Source organism: Bacteroides luti, from assembly GCF_900128905.1.
GTDB lineage: Bacteria > Bacteroidota > Bacteroidia > Bacteroidales > Bacteroidaceae > Bacteroides > Bacteroides luti.
In genome coordinates, this window is the sequence record NZ_FQTV01000027.1 from 1 (window position 1) to 21,537 (window position 21,537).

A 21,537-nucleotide genomic window follows, 5' to 3' on the forward strand; every position below is an offset into this window, starting at 1 on the left:
AATGATAGAACTTCAGCGATGCTAGGAGAATTCATTTTATTCATTGTTCAAAGATAAAGAATTAACACTTATCCCACAACTTTTTATACTGAGCCATTAATTATTGGGGCTTATACCGGATTATACCGAAATCCTGAGATCAATCCAATTTTCTATTTATTCAATACATTTTCGGTTCCCCATATTTCTAATTCATGAAATACCGGAGAAAGACTTTTTCCAAGATCGGTTAATGAATATTCTACACGTGGAGGAATTTCCTTGTAGTGCTCTCGCAAAATCAATCCATCATTTTCCAATTCTTTTAGTTGTTCCGTGAGTACTTTTCGCGAGATGTTTGGTATACGGACAGCTATTTCGCCAAAACGCTTTGTACTTGACGAAAGACAATATAAAATAATGGTTTTCCACTTACCACCTATCAGCTCAAGAGTAGCTGTGACAGGACAATTAATTTTTTTCTCCGATTTTGCCATAATGGTTACTAATTGGTTACTGCTATTTTATCTGTTACGTAAAAGTAACCTGTTACAAATATATACTATTATTAGTTACTTTGCGTAACAAAAGTAGATACAAAGCTAGTTAGCTGTATAAACTGTCTATTTGTTTTGTGCTTATTTAACTATAGCATAAGATGTCAGAGTTTAATAAATTATTATTTTTTCCTTTCAAAGGATTATTTTATTGAGCTGGCAATTCTAACTTAATTCATATTATTAAGAACTAAAAAAGAAATTAAAAATGAAAATTGGAGTAACAGGAGCGACAGGACAATTGGGTCGCATTGTAGTAGAAAAATTAAAAGAGAAAGTATTGGCAGAAAATATTGTAGCTTTAGTACGTACACCGGATAAGGCTGCAGACTTAGGAGTGGAGGTCCGAGCATTTGATTATAATGAGCCGGAGAATCTGGTAACTTCGTTGCAGGGCATTGATCATTTATTACTGATTTCGAGTAGTGAAGTAGGGCAACGTACTTTACAACATAGTAATGTAATTAATGCAGCTAAACAAGCAGGAGTTAAATGGATTGTATATACCAGCTTACTTCATGCTGATAAATCTACTCTAAGTCTTGCCGAAGAGCATCTAGCAACAGAAGCAGCTTTAAAGGCGTCGGGAATTTCGCATACAGTATTACGTAACGGATGGTATACTGAAAACTATACAGGTTCTGTAAAAGGAGCTGTTGCTGCCGGGGCATTTATAGGAAGCGCTGGTAATGGTAAAATAGCTTCTGCGGCTCGTGCAGATTATGCTGAAGCTGCTGTTACAGTTTTGACGGGCGAAGGTCAGGTAGGTAAAGTTTATGAATTGGCGGGAGATGAAGCATATACATTGACCGATTTAGCAGCTGAAATATCTCGCCAGACGGGGAAGAATATTCCATATAACAACTTATCGGAAGTAGAATATGCTAATATCCTGAAAAGCCTTGGCTTGCCGGAAGGTCTTGCACAGGCTATTGCCGTATGGGATGTTGGTGCATCTAAAGATGATCTGTTTGATGACACTAAGCAGCTTTCTGCATTAATTGGACATCCTACAACATCTTTAGCCAAAGTTGTTGCTGATGCATTAGCATACTAGTCGTTCATTGTTGATTCAGATAATAAATTAAAAAGGCAACTGATAGCTTTATTCATCAGTTGCCTTTAAGTTTATATATTTAAGTCAATAGATTATTTCTATTGACTACTTTGCTTGTCTCAGAAACTCCTCCTTATATGTTACTTTAATATAAACCAGGGGCAGATCTGTGTTCGTATATATTCGGCAAGATTTGCTATCCATGATAAAAAGAACTTTCAGTGCAATGTGCATTATTTTTTTTATGCACATTTATCACCAGCCTTTTATTGCTCCACCTTTGAATACTTCTTCAGCTGTTTTGGCTACCTCATCAGATTGGAAAGCCTGGACGAACTTTTTCACTTTATCGGCATTCTTGTTATCTTCTCTGGAAACAATTAGATTTACGTAAGGAGAATCTTTATCTTCGGCAAACAAACCATCTTTGAGTAAAAGACCGGCTTGTGCTGCAAATGTATTATTAATAATGGCAATGGTTACTTCTGCGTCTTCTAATACTCGTGGAAGTTGGGGAGCCTCTAACTCTACGATCTTTAAACTCTTTGGGTTTTCTGTAATATCAACTACTTTAGGAATAAATCCAGCTTTGTCATTAAGTTTTAGTAAACCAACTTTCTGAAGCAGCAATAAAGCGCGTCCGCCATTAGTGATATCATTAGGTATTACAATGGTACTGCCGTTCTTTAATTCACTCAACGACTTAATTTTCTTTGAATATCCGGCAAGAGGATAAATGAATGTATGCCCTACAATGGCAAATTTATATCCGCGTTGTTTTACCTGGTCGTCCAGGAATAATTTGTGCTGATAAGCATTTACATCAATATCTCCCTGCTGAAGTGCAGTATTTGGCATAATGAAATCATTAAACTGTACAAGTTCTACATCCAGTCCGTATTTCTCCTTTGCTACCTTTTGAGCAGTCTGAGCTACGACATATTCCGGTCCCGATTCTACACCCACAATAATATGGTTTGGATCATCCTTCTTTTTCCCTCCGCATGAAGCGAAAAAGAAAAGACAGATCGCACTTAGTGCTATAAATGAAAAATGTTTTCTGTTCATAATTTTATTATTTTTTATCTATGATCAACTTTCTTGGAAATAAAATCGCCGGTAAACTGAATAAGGAATACAAATGCCACTAACAAACACAATACAATATTCATTATTGTAAGATCATATCCCACATATCCGTATTGATAACCTATTTGTCCCAGGCCACCGGCTCCAACAGCTCCACCCATTGCAGAATAACCTACAAGTGTAATAAGAGTGATTGTAGCACTGTTTATAAGTGAAGGCAACGCTTCTGGAAGTAATACCTTTCTTATAATCTGAAGAGGAGTGGCTCCCATAGCGCGCGAAGCTTCTATCAGTCCGTTGGGTATTTCCAGCAAGCTATTCTCCACCATACGGGCTATGAATGGGGCAGCTCCAATACTTAGCGGAACCAATGCCGCAGCTACTCCAATAGATGTTCCTACAATAATACGTGTGAACGGAATCATCCAGACAATCAAAATGATAAACGGAATAGCTCTGAATATGTTCACTAAGACCGATAATATACTGTTGACTGTTTTATTTTCCTCAATCTGTCCTCTTCTTGTGATAAAAAGTGAAACGCCGATTGGAAGCCCTAGTACGAAACCGAAAAATCCGGAGACGAAGGTCATGAAAATAGTTTCCCATGTACCTTTAATTAAAAGATCAATCATTGAATTATACATACCCTAAAACCTCTACCTTTATATTTTTCTCTTTAAAAAATTCAACCGCTTTAAGCTCATTTTCATTATTACCTATAAGTTCTATTAGTAATATTCCGAATTTTGCTCCTCCGGCATAATCCATTTGCCCACAAACAATGTTACTGTTTGTATGGTAAAGCCGTGCCACCTCGGACAATGCTGCATTAGCCATAGATTGCCCCGAAATTTCTAATGTAATAAGCAGATTCTTTCCTTGTTCTGGCTCGGGATTTAATCTTTCCAGATAATCCAGTGGAATTTGTATCCTTACGGAAGAGTTTACCAGTTGCTTTGTTAATTCATTCTTTGGAGTAGAAAATATTTCCGATATACTTCCTTGTTCAATCAGTCTTCCAGTGTGAAGAACGGCAACCTCATCACAAATATCTTTCACAACCTCCATTTCGTGGGTAATCAGCAAGATGGTGATGTTCATTTGCCGGTTGATTTCCTTTAGCAATGATAATATGGAATGCGTTGTTGCAGGATCGAGCGCACTTGTAGCTTCATCGCAAAGCAGCACTTTAGGGTTGCTGGCCAATGTACGTGCAATTGCTACCCTTTGTTTTTGTCCGCCGGATAGCTTAGAAGGGTAGTCGTTTGCTTTTTTCTCCAGCCCCACTAGTTTAAGAAGCTCGTTTACTCTTGCTTTGATTTCAGCTTTCGGCGTTTTATCCAGTTCAAGCGGAAAAGCAATGTTATCAAATACAGTTCGCGAAGATAACAAATTGAAATGCTGAAAAATCATTCCGATATTTCGTCTGGCTTTAGCCAATTCGGATGAAGAAAGCTCCATCAGATTTTGTCCGTCAACAAAGACTTCTCCCGACGATGGTCGTTCAAGCAAATTCACACATCTTATTAGCGTACTTTTTCCCGCACCCGATTCGCCTATAACACCCAGAACTTTTCCTTCAGGAACGGTGAGTGAAACATCAGACAAAGCAGCAGTTATCCTGTCTTTCTGTTGAAATATCTTTGTTACATGTTTTAATTCTATCATATAGTTTGTTCCAATCTCTATTGTGTTTTAAAAACTGTTGCAAAGATATGGTTAATTTCTCATTAGTAAAATACCACAAATAGGTTATATTTTATAATTATGACCCCCATCTAAGTATGTGTTTGATGTACATCTAAGCATGCTTTTGATATACATCAAACGTATACTTAGATGTACATCAAACGAAAAATGTCTCGCCAATAATTTGTAGGATCTCCGCCAGAGATATTATTGAACATTAAGTGGATTATATATTCGCACTTTATTTATTTATTTATTTTGTTTTGATATATCTGTTTGTAAATAAGTAGTTTATCTTATTAATAACTTGAATATTATGATAGCTAACAATTCTTTGTTTTTTTCAAAGATGAATAAAATATAATAAAGATTTATTGGTAAATAATTGATTTAAAATGAATTAAATACATAATTATTAAACAACTACTATCATTCTATATTTGTTGATATAGGTAGAATGGTTTTATTATGAGGTCAACTACTCTTTATCAATACATATTAGGAATAGCATGTATATTGTTAAGTCTTGGTCTGCATGCTCAAGTAGTTTCTGATACAGTAAATGTTACAGCCGGCAATTTGAGTACCCAACTAGGATCTCAAAAGGATGTAATTACAGACCTAACCATCAAAGGAAGTATTAATGGAGTTGATATTGGTACGATACGCAGCATGGCTAAACTGTCTGTCATTAATATGGCTGATGTTAATATTGAGGTAGGCGGAAGTTACTATATCGACAGAATTGGTGTTTTCCAGGTTGCCTCGGCAAATATAATACCTGATTATGCTTTTTATCAGTTATTCAAGCTAACATCTGTTACTATTCCCAATAATGTAATTGGTATTGGGAATAATGCATTTTACCGTTGCTCAGGTTTAACTTCAGTTATTATACCTAACGGCGTTTTATCGATAGGTAATAATACATTTGCTAGTTGTACAGGCTTAACATCTGTCCTCATTCCTAATAGTGTAACTTCAATAGGTAATAATGCATTTTCTTACTGCTCGGGGCTTACTTCAATAACTATTCCAGGTAGTGTAACATCTATCGGCTATAATGTTTTTTCTGATTGTAAAGGATTAATAGGTTTTATTGTTTCGAAAGATAATACTGTTTTTAGTTCGTTGGATGGTGTTTTATTCAATAAAAACAAAACTCAGCTCATTGCTTATCCTTTTGCAAAATCTAGTGTATATACAATTCCTGATAATGTGAACTCAATTGGCGATGGTGCCTTTTCTTATTGTACTGGGCTGACGTCAATCTCTGTTCCCAATAGCTTAAATGCCATTGGTAACAATGCTTTCAATGGCTGCGTTGGTCTTACATCTATTACTATTCCTGATAATGTGTCGTATATCGGCAATAATGCATTTTATAACTGCAGAGGGCTTACTTCGGTAACTATTCCCAATAACCTGACTTCTATCAGTTATTATGCTTTTTATAATTGCACCGGACTGACTTCTGTTACAATTCCTGGTAATGTGGCTTCTATTGGAAATTATGCCTTTTCTTATTGTACCGGGCTATCTGCAATCGTTATTCCTAATAGTGTAACTTCCATTGGTGAAAATGCCTTTTCTTTTTGCAACAGATTAAAGTCTGTTACTATTCCTGACAATGTAACCTCTATTGGAAACTGGGCTTTTTATTCGTGTGATAGTTTGATTTCCGTGAATATTCCCAATGGAGTGACTAATATTTATGAAAGAGTATTTTCTGGTTGCAAAGGTTTGACTTCAGTTAAAATGCCTGATAGTGTAACCTTTATTGGGAATAATGCTTTTTCATATTGTACTGGTCTAACCTCTATAACCATTCCGTTTAGTGTAAATTCTATTGATGACGAAGCATTCACTTTTTGTACAGGCTTAACTGAAATACATAGTAAAGCATTGACTCCGCCCAGTGCATATTCAACTGCTTTCAATGGTGTAGATAAAATTATCTGTAAATTATATGTTCCCATGGAAGCTTTAACAGCTTATAGGAATGCAACTGTATGGAGTGAATTTGCGAATATTATAAAGGAAGAACAAACTGCAGCAACTCAAATTAAAGCAGAAAATATTAAGGTTTATACAGAAAGTAATGTAATAGTGGTTTCAGGAACCGAATATGGAGATGCTATTTCTGTCTATTCAGAGGTTGGAGTTTTATTGCAGAAAGTAAAGGCTACGGATGATATTATTAGATTTTATCTTCCCGTCAATCATACTTATCTGATTAAAATAGTAAATAAGTCATTCAAAGTAGCTTTGTAAAAATGTTCTTGCTTTTATATGTTAATATTATCATATCTATCAATCTTTATAAACACTGAATTGTTTAGTTAATAGGAGTTATATAATAGATTTAAAATAACAATTTAAGATCTAAACAAGATGGAGACAAACAAAATAAAAAAAGTATTGATAGCACTGGATTATGACAAATCTGCTGAAAGTGTTGCTGAAGCTGGTTATTCATTGGCTAAAGCCATGAATGCTGAAACCACATTGTTGCACGTGATATATGAACATCTCACTTACTACGTTGAATATTATTCTGCTTACGAAATTCAGCTTGATCATATTAAAGATCTGAGAATGTCTATGCACTATTTCCTCGATGAGATAAAGAAGCATCTTGGTGACGAATGGATTCACACTATGATTAAAGAGGGAGTAATTGCTCAGTCAATACTGGAAGCTGCAGAAGAAATTAACGCGGATGTTATTGTTCTGGGCGCACATAGCCGGAACTGGTTCGAAAATATTATTATGGGAGACGATGCAAAAGCGGTGTTGAAGAAAACTAAGGTGCCTCTTTTCATTGTGCCAATAAAAACTGAAAACAAATAAATGTAGTATAAAGTATCTGGCATTTCAACTATCAATCACTTAAATTTTATTGTAATGGTAAGGAAAAAGGTTTTCGTTAGTTACGATCATGAGAATGACCGTCAATACAGGCATATGTTAGAGGAATGGAATACTAATCCTGATTTTGAATTTTGCTTTAGTAGCTTGTCTCCAAATGAAGTGAAAAAGGAGGATATAATGCATGCAAAAGAGGTTATAACAAGCAAAATAAAGGAAACGGATTATACGTTTGTTATAACAGGAAAAGATGCTAATAAAGAGAACAAATTTCATGAGGATATTGGTTACAGGAACTGGCAGAATTTTGAGATTGCTGTGAGTAAAGCTAATAATAAGAAGCTAGCAGGTATTAAGCTGAATAAAAAGTTTGAATCGCCCCAAGAGATTGTGGGATGTGGCGTAAAAAGTGCTATGAGCTTTACTAAAGAAGCAATATTGAAAGCACTGAAAGACGCATAATTGCTGATATTACTAATAATAAAATGGGGTTGTTCCAAATCGGAGCAACCCCATATACTAAATACACTAATTAGTTTTTTCTTAATTTACCTTAGGTGACAATATAAAACTGAATTCATAGTTCTTGAATGGTAAACGGTATTCTTCTCTAGGAAGTGCTCCCCAGCTATTTACGCATCCCATACCCATCTGCACTTTATCAATGCAAACATTGGTGAAGTTCACTTTCGGAACATCAGTTACATGACGCTGGTCTTTTTCTAATCCGTCATCCAGCCCCTCGATTGTGTAATGCAAAGCCGACATAGAAAGCGGTGCATCTGAATGAATTGAAAGTCCCTTATCACTAACATTTACCTGATTCCACCAACGGATATCGGTTTTGTTACCAGTTTCCTGAGGGCGAATATAAGCATGGAACTGCTCATCAGCTGTAAGTTTATAAATACCCAAGTTAGAGAAGTTGTTACGGTCTGAATAGTTTTCCTGTGGTCCGCGACCATAAAATTCAGAAATCTCGAATTGATAGGGCATCTGCATCTGCATACCGAAACGGAACATATCAGAAACACCTTCTTTTTTATCAACTACCATTTTCTGAGTAACCTTTACAGCTCCTTCGTTATTGATTACGTATGTAAGATACAACTTAGCGTTTACGGCTTTCATATCGTATTCAGCACGTACTATAGCTTGTTTGTTTACTATCTCTTTATCAAGCTTAACAAGTGTGATTTGAGGATCTTTCCATACAATATATTTCTTCTGAAGATCTGCACCAAAATCATTATCAGTCGGAGCACGCCAGAAGTTTGGCTTCAGTTCGCTTCCATCTTGCATAAGTTCGGTTCCTTTAACGGTATATTTAGTAAGGTATCCGGTGAATTTATTGAATTCAACAGAATAATCGGCACCATCTATAATAAGGTAGTTCCAGTCGTTATCACGAATTACGGGATTTTGAGTTTCTACGTTGCTCTTATCTTGGTTCTTCAACTCTGCTGCAGGGAATTCATATGGACGAATGCTCAATTGATTCTTAGCTACTGAATAACCTGCCGGAAGAAGATTCTCTGCTTGTTTCAAAACAAATGATACATTAAGAAGAAGTTCTTTCTTTGGACAAAGGTTTTTCAAGTCATAACTCAACTGAACCTCTTTGGTTTCCTGTGGTTTTACTGAAAGATCATTAATTACACCAGATTGTACTGCTTCGCCATTAGCAAGCAATTGCCATTCCATACGGTAAGCTGAAAGATCATGGAAGAAGTTTTCGTTGTAAACAGATACTTTTCCGTTCTGAAGATCAACAGGTTTAACCCATATTGACTGATAGATGTGTGCTACTTCATAAGCATGTGGATGCCATACTCTATCAGGGTTAATCAAGCCATTATCGAAGAAATTATTGTCGGAAGCATCGTAGCGGTCAAAGTCGCCGCCGTATCCGTAGATGTCTTTTCCATTCTTGTCTTTCCAGTGAAAAGATTGATCTACAAAATCCCAAATAAATCCACCCTGGTAATTTGGATACTTGCGAACAAGGTCCCAGTATTCTTTGAAACCACCTTCTGAGTTACCCATAGCGTGTGCATATTCACATTGTATAAGAGGCTTTTTAGGATTGTTCTCGCAATAATTCTTACAATTATCGTAAGTGTAATACATTGGGCAGAAAATATCAGTAAACTCATTCTGACGAGCCTGCTCGTACTGTACCGCACGGGATTTATCTTCAGCCTTTATCCAGCGATAACATGCTTCAAAGTTAGGACCGAAACCAGCTTCGTTTCCTAAAGACCAGAAAATAATAGAAGGGTGATTGAACCCGCGTTGAACGTTACGTTGGTTACGTTCCAGATGTGCTTTTGCATACAACGGATTCTTTGCCAGTGTTTTTTCACCATAGCCCATTCCGTGAGATTCTACATTGGCTTCGGCAATGACATAAAGACCGTATTTATCGCACAATTCATAGAAGAAGTTATCGTTAGGGTAGTGGCATGTACGAACTGCATTAATGTTCATTTGCTTCATTATTTGAACATCCTGAATCATACGTTCCCGAGATACATAATATCCTTTATCAGGATCCATTTCGTGACGGTTGGCACCTTTGAATAAAACCGGCTTTCCGTTAACCAGCAATTGAGCATTCTTGATTTCAATTTTACGGAAACCAACTTTAACAGGCACAACTTCCTGCACTTTATTTCCGCTCTTCACAATTGCCTCAAGGGTATAAAGGTTTGGAGTTTCTGCAGTCCATTTCAAAGGATTGGAAACATTAAGAGTCACTGTTTTCTTTCCGGAAGCATTTACGGTAGTTGAAGCTACTTGTTTTCCCGTTTTATCGAGTAAATTAAGTTCTACTTGTGCAGACTTGGTAAGCTGAAGTTCTACATTTAATTTTGCATCCTTATATTGTGCATCCAGATCAGGAGTAACACGAATATCTGCCAGATGAGTAGCATTACGAGTATACAAATAGCAATCTCTGGCTACACCGCAAAGGCGTGCAAAGTCCTGATCTTCCAGGTAACTTCCATCGCACCAGCGGAAAGTCTGGAAAGCAATCAGGTTTTTACCAGGTTTAAGATATTTGGTAAGATCAAATTCAGCCTCTAGTTTGCTGTCTTCACTATAACCAACATATTTGCCATTTACCCAAAGGTACATGTTAGAAGTTACAGAACCGAAGTGAGCATATATTTCTTTTCCGTTCCAGGAAGCAGGAATTGTAATTTCACGGCGGTATGAACCAACGTGATTGTTAGCTTCGGGAATAGCCGGAGGATTACTTTCGAACTGATTGCGCCATGCATATCCGGTATTAACGTAAATAGGTTTACCAAAGCCGTTCATTTCCCAGATTCCTGGTACAGGCATCTTGTTCCAACCCTTGTCATTGAATCCAACTTTCCAGAAGTCCAAAGGACGTTCATTTGCGTTTTTTACCCAATTAAAATTCCAGATTCCATTTAACGTGAGGTAATTGGATGAAGCATTTCTGCAACCTTTCAATGCGGCATCTGTTGATTCAAAGGCAAAGAAATTAGTGTGCATCGGGGCACGGTTCACTTGATTGACATTCGGATCCTTCCATTCGTTCTTCTGAGCACATAAGGCTATTGAAAAACAAAGCAACCCACATGTAATGAGAGATTTTTTCATGTTTTTATAATATATGTTTTGGTGATTTATTCGTTAACAAAGAAACTAAAAAAAAAGCTATTCAGCATTAATAATAAGACCAAATAACTCTAATTATAGATATTACTAAAAAGTATAACCAACCTTAAGGTCTATTTTGGGAGAACCTCCCCAGTCGCCTCCTTGCATTCCAACATTGTATCCAAAATTTAATTCAAGAAGAATATTATTTTTATAGACTCTTTTCAATCCCCAATATGGAGTTACTAAAGCTATGTATTCTTTGTTTTCTCCATGCGAAATAATTGCGGGAGTGATATATTGTAAATCTAAGGCTAGAAAATTTGCCGAGTTTTTTCTGGTATTTTTTCCTTTGGCTTCTCTGGATGCTAGATTATAATAATATCTGAAGTCGGTTCCCACAATACCTCTTACAGAATATTGCCAGTCGTTACTGCTATATTTACTATCGTCACCCCAATTAATTGTGGTGCTGCTATATCCTAAACTTCCTGTTAAACCTCCATGATAATTGATTGTAAGAGCTTTGCTTAAAGGTTTCTCATAATAATATTGTAAACCTAAGAGGTCAAGATTCAGGGACTGGGTTGTTTTTGTTTGAGCGCTAATGTTTAAAGTTGCAATACTTGAAATTAAAAATATAAATATTCGTTTCATTATATAATTTGTTCATAGCTATCTTAGTTTACATTTATTTATTAACCTAGATTTAGTCAAATCCATTTTTAGTATTTGATACTGTTGTAAACGCAAAATAGCTGTTATTAGATTTTATCAAAATGTAGGAAACAAAAGTAAATGATAAATTATAGACGAACAAATAATTAATTAGATAAAAATTATAGATTCGTTAGTGAGCCTTAAAATTCATCACTGCTTACTAAAAGTACGATGCATTGATTTTAATAATCCTTGAGGCGAACATTCCGGAACAATCATTCGTCGAATGGTTTGTAACGGCTGAACAGAATCACGTTTGGATATCAGTGTAAACGACAGTTTGAAATATTTGCTTAGCTCAACTGCACCTTTATGATCATATACGCCATTGGGATAAGCCCAGTATTCTACCGGAGCGCCAATAATCTTTTCCAGTTCTTTTTTAGGATTTATCACCTGCTTTATCCAGTCGGCTTCCTTGTATTTAGTTACCATTACATGATCCCAACTATGCAATCCTATTGTATGTCCGGCTTTCGCAAGTTGGGCTATCTGCTCCTTCGTCATATAATTCTTCTTGTTGTACGTAACAGTCATTATAAAGAATACTCCCTTGAATCCATACTTCTCCATTACCGGAGCAGCAATATTAAAATGGGCTTCTCTGGAATCATCAAAAGTTATCATAAATGGTTTAGACGGTAGTGATTTGTTATAAACCAGATAATCATATAATTGGTTTGGTGAAAAAGAATGATACCCACTATCGGCAAGAACTTTCATGTGTGCAGTAAAGGTTGCCGGAGTTACAGAATAGTAACTCTTTCTACCATATTCTATACGGTGATAGCAAAGAATGGGAATCTCCGGTTTAGCATAGATTCGGGCAGTTGTATTCTTATTTTGATTATCGGCTACTTTATTTTTTTTAGAAACCTGTTTTACTGTAATATGTTTATTATCATTATCTTTGCCATGAGAGTAATAATTACAGCCGGTTAGTACTAATCCGATAATAAGCTCAAAAATAATTATCTTTTTATTCATAGTATTCGTTTTTGTTTTACGAATATAGCATTATTAATAAAAGAACCATCATAAAAGATAATTGTTTTATACTTATGCAACTATAATCTATAAGCACATGGAATCAATAGAAGAAAAAGCAGCATCTATGTTACAAAGGTGCGAAACAGTAAATCTGGCATCAGTTAGTATGGAAGGATATCCCAGACCAGTGCCAATGGCAAGAATTAGTTCGAAAGGTTTTTCAACAGTGTGGCTCACCACAGGTAAGGATTCCCTGAAAGTAAAACATTTCCTGGAAAACCCTAAAGCTGGTCTGTCTTATTTTGAAAACGGAAATAGTGTAGTGCTAACCGGTGATGTTGAAGTGATAACCGATTTAGAAACAAAAAAGCAATTTTGGATGGATTGGTTTATTGAATATTTTCCAAATGGATTTGAAGATACAAATTATTGCTTACTCAAATTTAAAGCAACTTATGCTACTTTTTGGATCGACAAAGAGTTTATTCATAAGGAAGTTTAGGAGGTATAATTGCAATACAATTCTTTTAAAACCGGAGTGTCAATAATGTTGATTTTTGTTCCTTTGGTATAATTGCAATACAATTCTTTTAAAAACCTGATAAGTGCAACAAGTATAACCGATCATGATTGAATTCAATCATGATCGTGTCCTTTATATTTCCACATTGGCATGCAGCTTCCTGCTTTCTCGAACCCGCATTTATTGTAAAATTCAATAGCACCACCATCAGCTACCAATATCTGTTGATGGAATGAAGCATATTTCTCCTGAAATTTATCCATTATCATTCGTCCTATCCCTCTGCCTTGATATTCTGGCAAAACTAATAAATGAGGATAATACACCACTAAATATCCATCCGAAAGAGAATTTGCAAGTCCTACCAGCTTGTCTCCATCCCAGGCTGTTACCAAAGCATGAGAATTTTCCAGCGCTTTAATTAATTCATCCGGTTTTTCTGCCGATGACCACTCATTCTTTCTGTACAACTCCAATATCTGCTCTTTATCGATATTCCGTTTTTCTGATAGTTCTATATTCATTTCAATATTTATTAATTAATATTCTATTTTCCGAAATAAAAGGTTTAGTATTTCTTTAAATTGAATAGTATTTGTACATCATTCCTATCAATAACTTGACACAAAGTTATTATAATTTCTCAGGAATGAGAAACAATATCAAAAATCATCAGTTTAATTTGTCTTTACACCTCAAAATAGTTATATTTGTTACTAGTAATAATACATAAGTCCGCAACCTTTATATGAGAAAACTATTAATTCCCTTAAGCATTGCACTTGTTTGCATCCTTTCTGGATGTACTTTAAAAACAAAATCAAACACAACAGATTATAAACCAGATAAAACCCCAGCAGAAGAAATAAGCGAAAAGAAGCCTGCAGGGATTGATACCATAGCCTACAATAAAAGGCTGAAAGCCTTGGCAAACGGTGATACAACCGGACGATGGCCCGTAAAGCGTCAGCCATATCCTATTAAAGGAGCTATTCTGCCCTTTAAAAGAATTGTAGCTTATTATGGTAACCTCTATTCAAAACGAATGGGAATTTTGGGAGAATACCCTCCCAAAGAGTTATGGAGAAGATTAAATACAGAATTAAAGTCTTGGGAAAAGGCCGATCCGTCTACTCCAGTACAGCCGGCCATTCATTATATAGCCGTGGTTGCCCAAGGTGCTCCATTAAAAGGTGGTAAGTACCGCACACGAATGCCGGAATCTCAGATAGATTCTGCTCTATCTATTGCCCGAATGGGTAACGCTATTGTGTTTTTAGATGTACAGGTCGCTCTTAGTAACTTAAGAGAGGAAGTTCCTTTACTGGAGAAATACCTGAAAATGCCACATGTACATCTGGCTATTGATCCTGAATTCTCAATGAAAGATGGCAGTCGCCCTGGAACAAGAATAGGAACATACGATGCAAGCGATATTAATTACTGTTCGGACTATTTGGCCAGATTAGTAAAAGAGAATAATCTACCTCCGAAAGTTTTTATTGTGCACCGTTTTACTCAACGAATGGTTACAAATTACAAGAAGATAGCACTGCATCCAGAAGTACAGATTGTAATAAACATGGACGGTTGGGGGGCTCCGGTTCTGAAATATGATACGTATCACGATTATATCTATAGAGAACCGGTGCAATTTACAGGATTTAAACTATTTTACAAGAACGATTTAAAGCGTCCACCTCACCGTATGCTTACGCCTCCGGAACTGATGAAGCTGAAGCCACGACCTATTTATATTCAATATCAGTAGCTCTTTAAACTATTTTATTCTTATTTTTGTTTTAGCAGTAAAGGTTAAACAATTATGAGAATATACATTGGAGTTGATCTGCCTGCTTATGTGAAGCAATCTCTTTTTGAGTCTCAGTTACAAATGAAGAAACTGGGACTTAAAGGTTCATGGAAGCCAATGGAATACCTACATATTACGTTGGAATTTCTAGGAGAAACGGCAGATGAATCGATTCCTGTGTTGGCGAAGATTATTGATAAGATAGCCTTAGAGAATAAAGCATTCAGACTGCACATTGACCGGCTCGGCGCTTTTCCTTCTTTTCCAAGAGCTCACACATTATGGGCTGGGGTAGGAGGTAGTGTGAATAAACTTTTTGAGTTATGGGCCTGCATTCACGAAGAACTGGAAAAGAATGGATTTGTTTTGCAGAAGTCACCATTCAAGCCTCATATATCTTTGCTCTCTCGTCCTAAAGAGTTGGTTGATCTCTCTTCCTTCTCATTAAAACGACCGGGACAGTTTACTATCTCTGAAGTGATTATATTCGAGAGTAAACAGGTGGATGGAAAACGAATCTATCCGGCTTTACATCGTGCCCGATTAAAAATGTAACTTCCCGTTTTTAAATTACATAATTCTATCTATCAACGCTTTCTAATAAATATTTATACTAAAATTATTTGCCTCAACACCTCATAATAATTACTTTTGTTCTTGAATTGTAAAACAAGAGAATAATTTAGTATGAATAAAAGATTTATAACGGCCTTTGCTTTGGCTGCGGCAATCTACGCCAATGCACAGCAAGGTGACGGGGGCATTTCGAGCGACATGCTACAAAGTATCAAACAAAGTTATAAGGCTACGGCTTCCGACAAGGCTATACGCAATGCAATCGGGGGTAATGACATTAAGAAACTTGCCTTGAATCAGGATAACCTGACTGGTATGGATACTTATTTTTCCAACAAAGTTGAATCAAAAGGAATTGCCGATCAGAAGAAATCGGGACGTTGCTGGTTGTTTACCGGACTAAACGTGATGAGAGCTAAAATGATTGCCAAGTATAAACTTGGTTCTTTCGAGTTCTCGCAGAACTATTGCTTTTTCTGGGATCAGCTGGAGAAATCTAATCTTTTCCTGCAAGGGGTAATCGATACGTATAAGAAACCAATGGACGACAAAATGGTGGAATGGCTGTTCAAGAATCCGTTGAGTGACGGCGGACAGTTTACCGGTATATCGGACATTATGAGCAAATACGGATTGGTTCCCAAAGAAGTGATGCCAGAGACAAACAGCAGCGATAACACGAACCAGATGGATAATCTTCTTTCACTGAAACTTCGTGAGTTTGGATTACAGCTTCGCGAACAAGCTGCAAAAGGTGCAAAGAAAGAAGCTTTGGCAAAGAGCAAGACAGAAATGCTGGGTACTATTTATCGTATGTTGGTTCTTAACTTAGGTGTTCCTCCTACAGAATTTACCTGGACTCTGAAAGATGCAAAAGGAAATCCTGTAAATACAAAACAATATACTCCTATGTCTTTCTTTAAGGAATACGTAAACAATGATCTCACTAATAACTATGTGATGTTCATGAACGATCCTACTCGTGATTATTATAAAACTTACGAGATTGATTTCGACCGTCATCGTTATGATGGTAAGAACTGGACGTACGTAAATCTTCCTATCAACGAAATAAAAGAGATGGCTATCAGCTCTATTAAAGACAGCACCATGATGTACTTCTCTTGCGACGTAGGTAAGTTCCTTAACTCTGACAGAGGATTGCTTGATATCAATAATTACGATTATGCTTCTTTGATGGGCACTTCATTCAGCATGGATAAGAAACAACGTGTGCAAAGCTTTGCCAGCGGTTCTTCTCACGCAATGACTTTGATGGCTGTAAATCTTGATAAGGATGGCAAACCAAACAAATGGATGGTCGAGAATAGTTGGGGAGCAGCCAGTGGTTATCAGGGACATTTGATTATGACTGATCAATGGTTCAATGAATATATGTTCCGCCTTGTGGTTGAAAAGAAGTATGTTCCTGCAAAAGTTATGGAACTTCTGAAACAGAAACCAATCCGCCTACCAGCTTGGGACCCAATGTTTGCTGAAGAAGAATAATACTGAATATATAACTTTATACTGAAAATAGAGCTTGCATAAATTGTGCAGGCTCTATTTGTTTGTAGAATCTCGTTTGCTGACTGAAGTATTGAACGGTACTATCACAACTGCAAAGCTGCTTTCAATGTACGGTATCCGGCAATGCTTGCCTTTATCTGATGCCCATTCTTTAGTATAAGCATTTGCTGTTGTTTATTGTACGATTCAATGCGCGATATCATCTCTACATTGACTATGCATGAACGATGAATACGTACGAACTTGTTTTTAGGTAAATGCTCTTCAAAGTATTTCATGGTCTGTTCCTTCATATATTTGCCTTTCTCGGTAAAGATCATAACGTAATCTCCATCGGACTGAAAATAATAGATTTCACCAATCATAACTACTTGAATCTTCTGACCAGATCTGATAGCAATACGTTCCAGAATCTCATCTTCTGTATGTACATCCGCCGGCAGGGGTTCGGTTATCGGTAAGGATACATCGGGAGTCAAGTTCTCCTTAGATGCTGTGAAATCCTTAGAAATATTTTCCTTTACGATAATTTCATCATCCTCTATTTCTTTATCAGGCGTTAAATAATCGTAGATTGCTGCACTAGCATAAATTAATGCTCCAATCAATGCCCTTACCGGAACAGTGGGAAGCAAAGAACTGAATACTTTCCCGGGAACAAACAGGTAAAGAAGTAGCAATCCGCCTCCCAGCCATAAAGCCATGGTACATATTCCCAGGCTGACATAATTGAAAATTGTTTGAGGGAAAATAGTCAGAGAAAGCAATTTGCTCTGCACATAGATTTTATATACTAAGCCAAGAAATAGGAGTAAGGTAGAAAAAAGAAAACCGTCGAGAAGCAGCCATCCTAAGGAGATAGGAATAAGTGGCTGCATTACCACTGCATGAACAACAGCAAGGCTACACCACAAAAAGACATAGCTTACCGTTTTACTAATCTTATAATAAGAGTATGTAACGTTCATTCTTTAGTCTCTTAATTCTCCGCTTGACAAAACTCCCTTACCAATAATAATCAGTCGTCTGGTATTATCATTTTCAGTTACTTCAAATCGTTTATCCTCAAAGTTAAATAAAACAGATTCCATCCTTATCTGCACATTCCAATTAGAAGGCACTAATATTTTGATACCTCCCAATACTACGTTTACTTCCAGAAAAGTATCACCTTCGGGTAAGTTTGTTTTTCTTAAATCCAACGAAATATCTCCAAGAACAGTACTAATCTCTCCACCCTTGAATTCTGGATCAAGAACAATATGTTTACCGCTGGAGAACACACTTTGTTCGTTAAAATATCCTTTACCTCTTTCTCCTTTATGTTTTTCGAACAAAGCAAATCCTTCTGAATTGCGTAAATCGGCATTATCACTGTGGCTTACACAACAATATCCATGACATGAAGGCATCAACCTGTGAATAATGAACAACACACCTGCAGCAATAAGTAACATTGGCCAGTAAAGATGAACAAAGTTACCACTGTCAACTGGCAACAATCCCGGACATACATTGGCAATTCTTGGCACAATAAAGAATCCGCCTACAATAAGTAGTAGAACTCCTTGTCGAAAATTACTATTGCAAAAAGCAGATATTCCCAATACAATAATAAGCATTGGCCACGAGAATATAACATCTTTATAAGAAGTAGATATATAACCGAGATTAAAACCCAGGAAGGCTAATCCAGCGACAATCAACAGAAGGGAAAAGGTAATTGAATGAGTTACGTGTCTGCAACGATTCGTTTTTCTTGTTTTTTCCATAATAACATATTTTTTTAATTCGTGACAAAGTAAGGTTGTTTATCAGGTATTTGCAAGGATAAATCGATAAAATAATGATTTAACCCGATGAACGAAGGATACAGACGGTAAACTTCATAGCTTTTAAAGCTAAATTTATTGGTGAATAATTTTTATTTATTGGCGAATGGATTTAATTCATTGACCAATGGTTTTTAATTATTGGTGAATGGTTGAAGAAGAAGTGATAAAGCGATAATTACTCTAATGCCTGATATATGCCGTAAAACTTTAATCCCCGCCTCCCTACAAGATTAGTTTCTTGTAGAGATAGCGGGGATCAATTAATCACATAATAAGAATTAATCGTAAAGTTAGAAAGTAAGTTTGTAATTATGAGTTTATCTTTGTACTTCTATTAAGTCTGTATGCGATTGTAGATTGCCCTTTTTGTCGTACGATTCGGTTTTTACCATTCCTATTCCTTTGGCATACCATTCTACGTTTTTAGTATTCATCTTGAATCCCATAGCAGATGAGTTTACATCGCTTGTAAATTTCCAGCATTTAAATGTTCCGCCTTTTACGGTAATATCTTCAATGGATTCCACTTTCCGGTTTACAACATCGGCAGACATTTTCATTTTTATGATTCCCATACTCATGGACATCACAATATTGGCATCGGGAAGCATGTCGCCCAGGTTTGGATTTGAAGGTATCTCCATGTTATTTCCGGTAATCTCCACTTCTGCAGGAATCTGACCATCTTTTTGGAATGCTGCTTTATTGATAAACTTGCTCATATCACAGTAAAGCTTATCGCCAACCTTCTGAATGGTTATTTCATCCTTGAAAACAAGTTTGCCTTTTGGATCCATCGATTCGCACAAGTAGGTTATGTCTGTTTTGTTACCGGTAGTTTTTAAATGTGTGATGGTATACTTCACCGTATTGACCTCTTTGTCTTTCTTATCGTATGTTTTGTAAATCAATACTGTACCTTCCTTTGATGGAAAGAATATTTCCTCGCTTCGGGATATCATTCCGACGAAGAACATCACTGTAAATAAAAAGAGTGCTTTCATAGTTTTGATGAATTTATTTGTAATAGGGTTAAGAATAATTCTGTTTTATAATTATATCTCTTGGTTAAAGCATACAAACACACAATTTGTATAATTGAACAAAATGATAGCCTTAAATGTTTAAGGCTTTTGTAATTCTTAATAGATAAGTTTTTTAAAGTTCGTTGTTTATGGATTTTTCCTTTCTAATTCTTCAATTGTTCTCTTTGCAGATGTTAAGCGTATGTTATTGTTCTTTTCTACTAGCTTGCCTATTGCCCAATTCTCTAACTTGTAATGCAGTGGGACAAGCAGTGCGGCAATGCTGACTAAAATAAGAAGCATTAAAATTGGAGAATCGTGGGTGGTGTGCTGTATTATGGGATGCAACACCTGATCGATAAACTCGAAGGTTATTAATAAAACAACGATGCCCAGGTATTCAATTATTTTTTGATTTACTATAATGCTTCTGCTTAATAGCAAGAACGAAATGATAACGATGATTATTGATATAGCCAAAATGGTTAGCTGTAATCGATGGTTGCGCATCTCTTCCATCTTCTTTGTGGTAATTTCTATCTCTTTTTGACGAAGTTGCTCGTTGAATTCGAGTATATTCATACGACTTATCTTTTCTCTGCTGAACATGTATTCTTCAGTTTCAATCATAATGCTTTGGTATTTGAACGCGCTGTCTATTTGATTGGTAGACTTGAATAACCTGGTGAGTAGTCTGCTTGAATTAAAAACATGAATTTTGTATGAGTTCTTTTGACTAATCAAAAATGCCTTACGAGCATAGTAAATAGCAGAATCAGGTCGATGGTATAGTTCAAAAAGCTTGCCTGTTTCGTAAAAACTACTGATTTTGGCTTCAATGGCTTCAGGGTAATTTTTTATATAGTTGTAGTATAGTCTGAAATATTCGAGAGCTAGTGCCGGTTGCCCTAATTTTGAATAAATTGCTCCAAAAATGTTTCCCCAAAAAATATTTGAATTTCTACCAAAGTATGTTAAGTCTACCTGGCGTCCTATCTGAGCATAATAAAGGGCTGAATCCAGAATGTTCAATTCCTCGTAAGATTTAGCTAAGCATGATGCCATATTTGAATAATTTCCTTGCCACCAAGAATCTTTTTTGTTCTGAAAATACTTCAGACCTATTTTTGAATATTTTATGGCATCTCTGTAATTTCCTTCTCTTAGGTTGAGCTCACCCAAACATCTGTACGCCTGAAATATTCCAAAAGTATCCTTAATAGATTCGCTCTGTTTCAGTTGCTTTAAAAAAAATTTTTGAGCATCGGGGTAATTGCATGCTTTTAACAAAGCCATACCAAGCACATAACTGCTGTTCCAGTCGGCCCAGATAGGCAGCTTGTCTCTTTTACTAGTTACAAATCTAATATTTTCTAATGCATAATGAATGGCTGAGTCAGGGTTGCTTGGACCATATTCAAGGCCTAAAGTTATATATAGTTGTAGTTTCAATGAATCATTGATACTTTTCCTTAGGTCAGCTTTCAAACTATCAAAGTAGTTTTTTTGAGCAAATAAGCATAAAGGAAATAGAAGAAAAACTATAAATACCCGTTGGCGGAATTAAATTAATGCATATTTAATTTGTCCAATGGGTTTGTTATTAATCTTGTTTATATATTGAAGGATTGTAAGTGCACTAAT

General features: G+C 36.1%; 20 protein-coding genes. 8 read left to right on the plus strand and 12 right to left on the minus strand.

What is annotated here, in order from left to right:
* Positions 1 to 152: 152 nt before the first annotated feature.
* On the minus strand, positions 153 to 476 hold the full coding sequence (locus BUC21_RS15875; protein WP_073404240.1) for a winged helix-turn-helix transcriptional regulator: 324 nt from the start codon (positions 474 to 476) through the stop codon (positions 153 to 155).
* A gap of 268 nt (positions 477 to 744) precedes the next feature.
* Between BUC21_RS15875 and BUC21_RS15880 the strand changes: the two genes are divergently transcribed.
* The gene (locus BUC21_RS15880) at positions 745 to 1,593 is read left to right on the plus strand and encodes an SDR family oxidoreductase (RefSeq protein WP_073404242.1); all 849 of its coding nucleotides are present in this window, start codon (positions 745 to 747) and stop codon (positions 1,591 to 1,593) included.
* 255 nt (positions 1,594 to 1,848) lie between these two features.
* On the opposite strand, the gene metQ is transcribed toward BUC21_RS15880, so the two are convergent.
* From metQ to metN, 3 genes are read right to left on the minus strand one after another with little or no spacing between them, the layout of a single operon-like run.
* Positions 1,849 to 2,661 carry a methionine ABC transporter substrate-binding lipoprotein MetQ gene (metQ, locus tag BUC21_RS15885; protein WP_073404244.1) on the minus strand — a complete coding sequence of 271 codons (813 nt, stop codon included), beginning with the start codon at positions 2,659 to 2,661 and terminating at the stop codon, positions 1,849 to 1,851.
* 14 nt (positions 2,662 to 2,675) lie between these two features.
* Positions 2,676 to 3,317 (minus strand): methionine ABC transporter permease MetI, encoded by a 642-nt coding sequence (locus BUC21_RS15890; protein WP_245797152.1) that lies wholly within the window; start codon positions 3,315 to 3,317, stop codon positions 2,676 to 2,678.
* Positions 3,318 to 3,321: 4 nt separating this feature from the next.
* Positions 3,322 to 4,353 carry a methionine ABC transporter ATP-binding protein MetN gene (metN, locus tag BUC21_RS15895; RefSeq protein ID WP_073404248.1) on the minus strand — a complete coding sequence of 344 codons (1,032 nt, stop codon included), beginning with the start codon at positions 4,351 to 4,353 and terminating at the stop codon, positions 3,322 to 3,324.
* 489 nt (positions 4,354 to 4,842) lie between these two features.
* Between metN and BUC21_RS16500 the strand changes: the two genes are divergently transcribed.
* From BUC21_RS16500 to BUC21_RS15910, 3 genes are all read left to right on the plus strand, one after another.
* Positions 4,843 to 6,648 carry a leucine-rich repeat domain-containing protein gene (locus tag BUC21_RS16500; RefSeq protein ID WP_073404250.1) on the plus strand — a complete coding sequence of 602 codons (1,806 nt, stop codon included), beginning with the start codon at positions 4,843 to 4,845 and terminating at the stop codon, positions 6,646 to 6,648.
* A 120-nt stretch (positions 6,649 to 6,768) separates the two neighbouring features.
* Positions 6,769 to 7,227 carry a universal stress protein gene (locus BUC21_RS15905; protein WP_083547736.1) on the plus strand — a complete coding sequence of 153 codons (459 nt, stop codon included), beginning with the start codon at positions 6,769 to 6,771 and terminating at the stop codon, positions 7,225 to 7,227.
* A 54-nt stretch (positions 7,228 to 7,281) separates the two neighbouring features.
* Positions 7,282 to 7,707 (plus strand): TIR domain-containing protein, encoded by a 426-nt coding sequence (locus tag BUC21_RS15910; RefSeq protein WP_073404252.1) that lies wholly within the window; start codon positions 7,282 to 7,284, stop codon positions 7,705 to 7,707.
* A gap of 81 nt (positions 7,708 to 7,788) precedes the next feature.
* Here BUC21_RS15910 and BUC21_RS15915 read toward each other — a convergent pair whose 3' ends face one another.
* The 3 genes from BUC21_RS15915 to BUC21_RS15925 all read right to left on the minus strand — a co-directional run bounded on the left by BUC21_RS15915 (position 7,789) and on the right by BUC21_RS15925 (position 12,588).
* Positions 7,789 to 10,881, minus strand: coding sequence for a beta-galactosidase, LacZ type (locus BUC21_RS15915; protein WP_073404254.1), 3,093 nt, complete (start codon positions 10,879 to 10,881; stop codon positions 7,789 to 7,791).
* A 105-nt stretch (positions 10,882 to 10,986) separates the two neighbouring features.
* Positions 10,987 to 11,538 (minus strand): hypothetical protein, encoded by a 552-nt coding sequence (locus BUC21_RS15920; RefSeq protein WP_073404256.1) that lies wholly within the window; start codon positions 11,536 to 11,538, stop codon positions 10,987 to 10,989.
* Positions 11,539 to 11,751: 213 nt separating this feature from the next.
* The gene (locus BUC21_RS15925; protein WP_073404258.1) at positions 11,752 to 12,588 is read right to left on the minus strand and encodes a polysaccharide deacetylase family protein; all 837 of its coding nucleotides are present in this window, start codon (positions 12,586 to 12,588) and stop codon (positions 11,752 to 11,754) included.
* A gap of 97 nt (positions 12,589 to 12,685) precedes the next feature.
* Between BUC21_RS15925 and BUC21_RS15930 the strand changes: the two genes are divergently transcribed.
* Positions 12,686 to 13,093 carry a pyridoxamine 5'-phosphate oxidase family protein gene (locus BUC21_RS15930; protein WP_073404259.1) on the plus strand — a complete coding sequence of 136 codons (408 nt, stop codon included), beginning with the start codon at positions 12,686 to 12,688 and terminating at the stop codon, positions 13,091 to 13,093.
* Between the two features lie 134 nt (positions 13,094 to 13,227).
* On the opposite strand, the gene BUC21_RS15935 is transcribed toward BUC21_RS15930, so the two are convergent.
* Positions 13,228 to 13,638: a GNAT family N-acetyltransferase gene (locus tag BUC21_RS15935; protein WP_139261494.1), complete on the minus strand. Its 411-nt coding sequence runs from the start codon at positions 13,636 to 13,638 to the stop codon at positions 13,228 to 13,230.
* Between the two features lie 224 nt (positions 13,639 to 13,862).
* On the opposite strand from BUC21_RS15935, the gene BUC21_RS15940 reads away from it, so the two are divergent.
* The 3 genes from BUC21_RS15940 to BUC21_RS15950 all read left to right on the plus strand — a co-directional run bounded on the left by BUC21_RS15940 (position 13,863) and on the right by BUC21_RS15950 (position 17,012).
* Positions 13,863 to 14,885, plus strand: coding sequence for a hypothetical protein (locus BUC21_RS15940; RefSeq protein WP_073404263.1), 1,023 nt, complete (start codon positions 13,863 to 13,865; stop codon positions 14,883 to 14,885).
* Between the two features lie 54 nt (positions 14,886 to 14,939).
* Positions 14,940 to 15,482, plus strand: a complete 543-nt coding sequence (thpR, locus tag BUC21_RS15945; RefSeq protein WP_073404265.1) for an RNA 2',3'-cyclic phosphodiesterase — start codon at positions 14,940 to 14,942, stop codon at positions 15,480 to 15,482.
* A gap of 132 nt (positions 15,483 to 15,614) precedes the next feature.
* Positions 15,615 to 17,012, plus strand: coding sequence for a C1 family peptidase (locus BUC21_RS15950; protein ID WP_073404267.1), 1,398 nt, complete (start codon positions 15,615 to 15,617; stop codon positions 17,010 to 17,012).
* A 104-nt stretch (positions 17,013 to 17,116) separates the two neighbouring features.
* Here BUC21_RS15950 and BUC21_RS15955 read toward each other — a convergent pair whose 3' ends face one another.
* From BUC21_RS15955 to BUC21_RS15970, 4 genes are all read right to left on the minus strand, one after another.
* Positions 17,117 to 18,001: a LytR/AlgR family response regulator transcription factor gene (locus BUC21_RS15955; RefSeq protein ID WP_083547737.1), complete on the minus strand. Its 885-nt coding sequence runs from the start codon at positions 17,999 to 18,001 to the stop codon at positions 17,117 to 17,119.
* 3 nt (positions 18,002 to 18,004) lie between these two features.
* A complete protein-coding gene (locus BUC21_RS15960; RefSeq protein ID WP_073404269.1) occupies positions 18,005 to 18,805 on the minus strand; it encodes a LiaI-LiaF-like domain-containing protein in 801 nt (266 codons plus the stop codon).
* Positions 18,806 to 19,185: 380 nt separating this feature from the next.
* On the minus strand, positions 19,186 to 19,872 hold the full coding sequence (locus BUC21_RS15965) for a TapB family protein (protein ID WP_139261496.1): 687 nt from the start codon (positions 19,870 to 19,872) through the stop codon (positions 19,186 to 19,188).
* Between the two features lie 168 nt (positions 19,873 to 20,040).
* Positions 20,041 to 21,381 carry a tetratricopeptide repeat protein gene (locus BUC21_RS15970; protein WP_073404273.1) on the minus strand — a complete coding sequence of 447 codons (1,341 nt, stop codon included), beginning with the start codon at positions 21,379 to 21,381 and terminating at the stop codon, positions 20,041 to 20,043.
* Positions 21,382 to 21,537 lie beyond the last annotated feature (156 nt).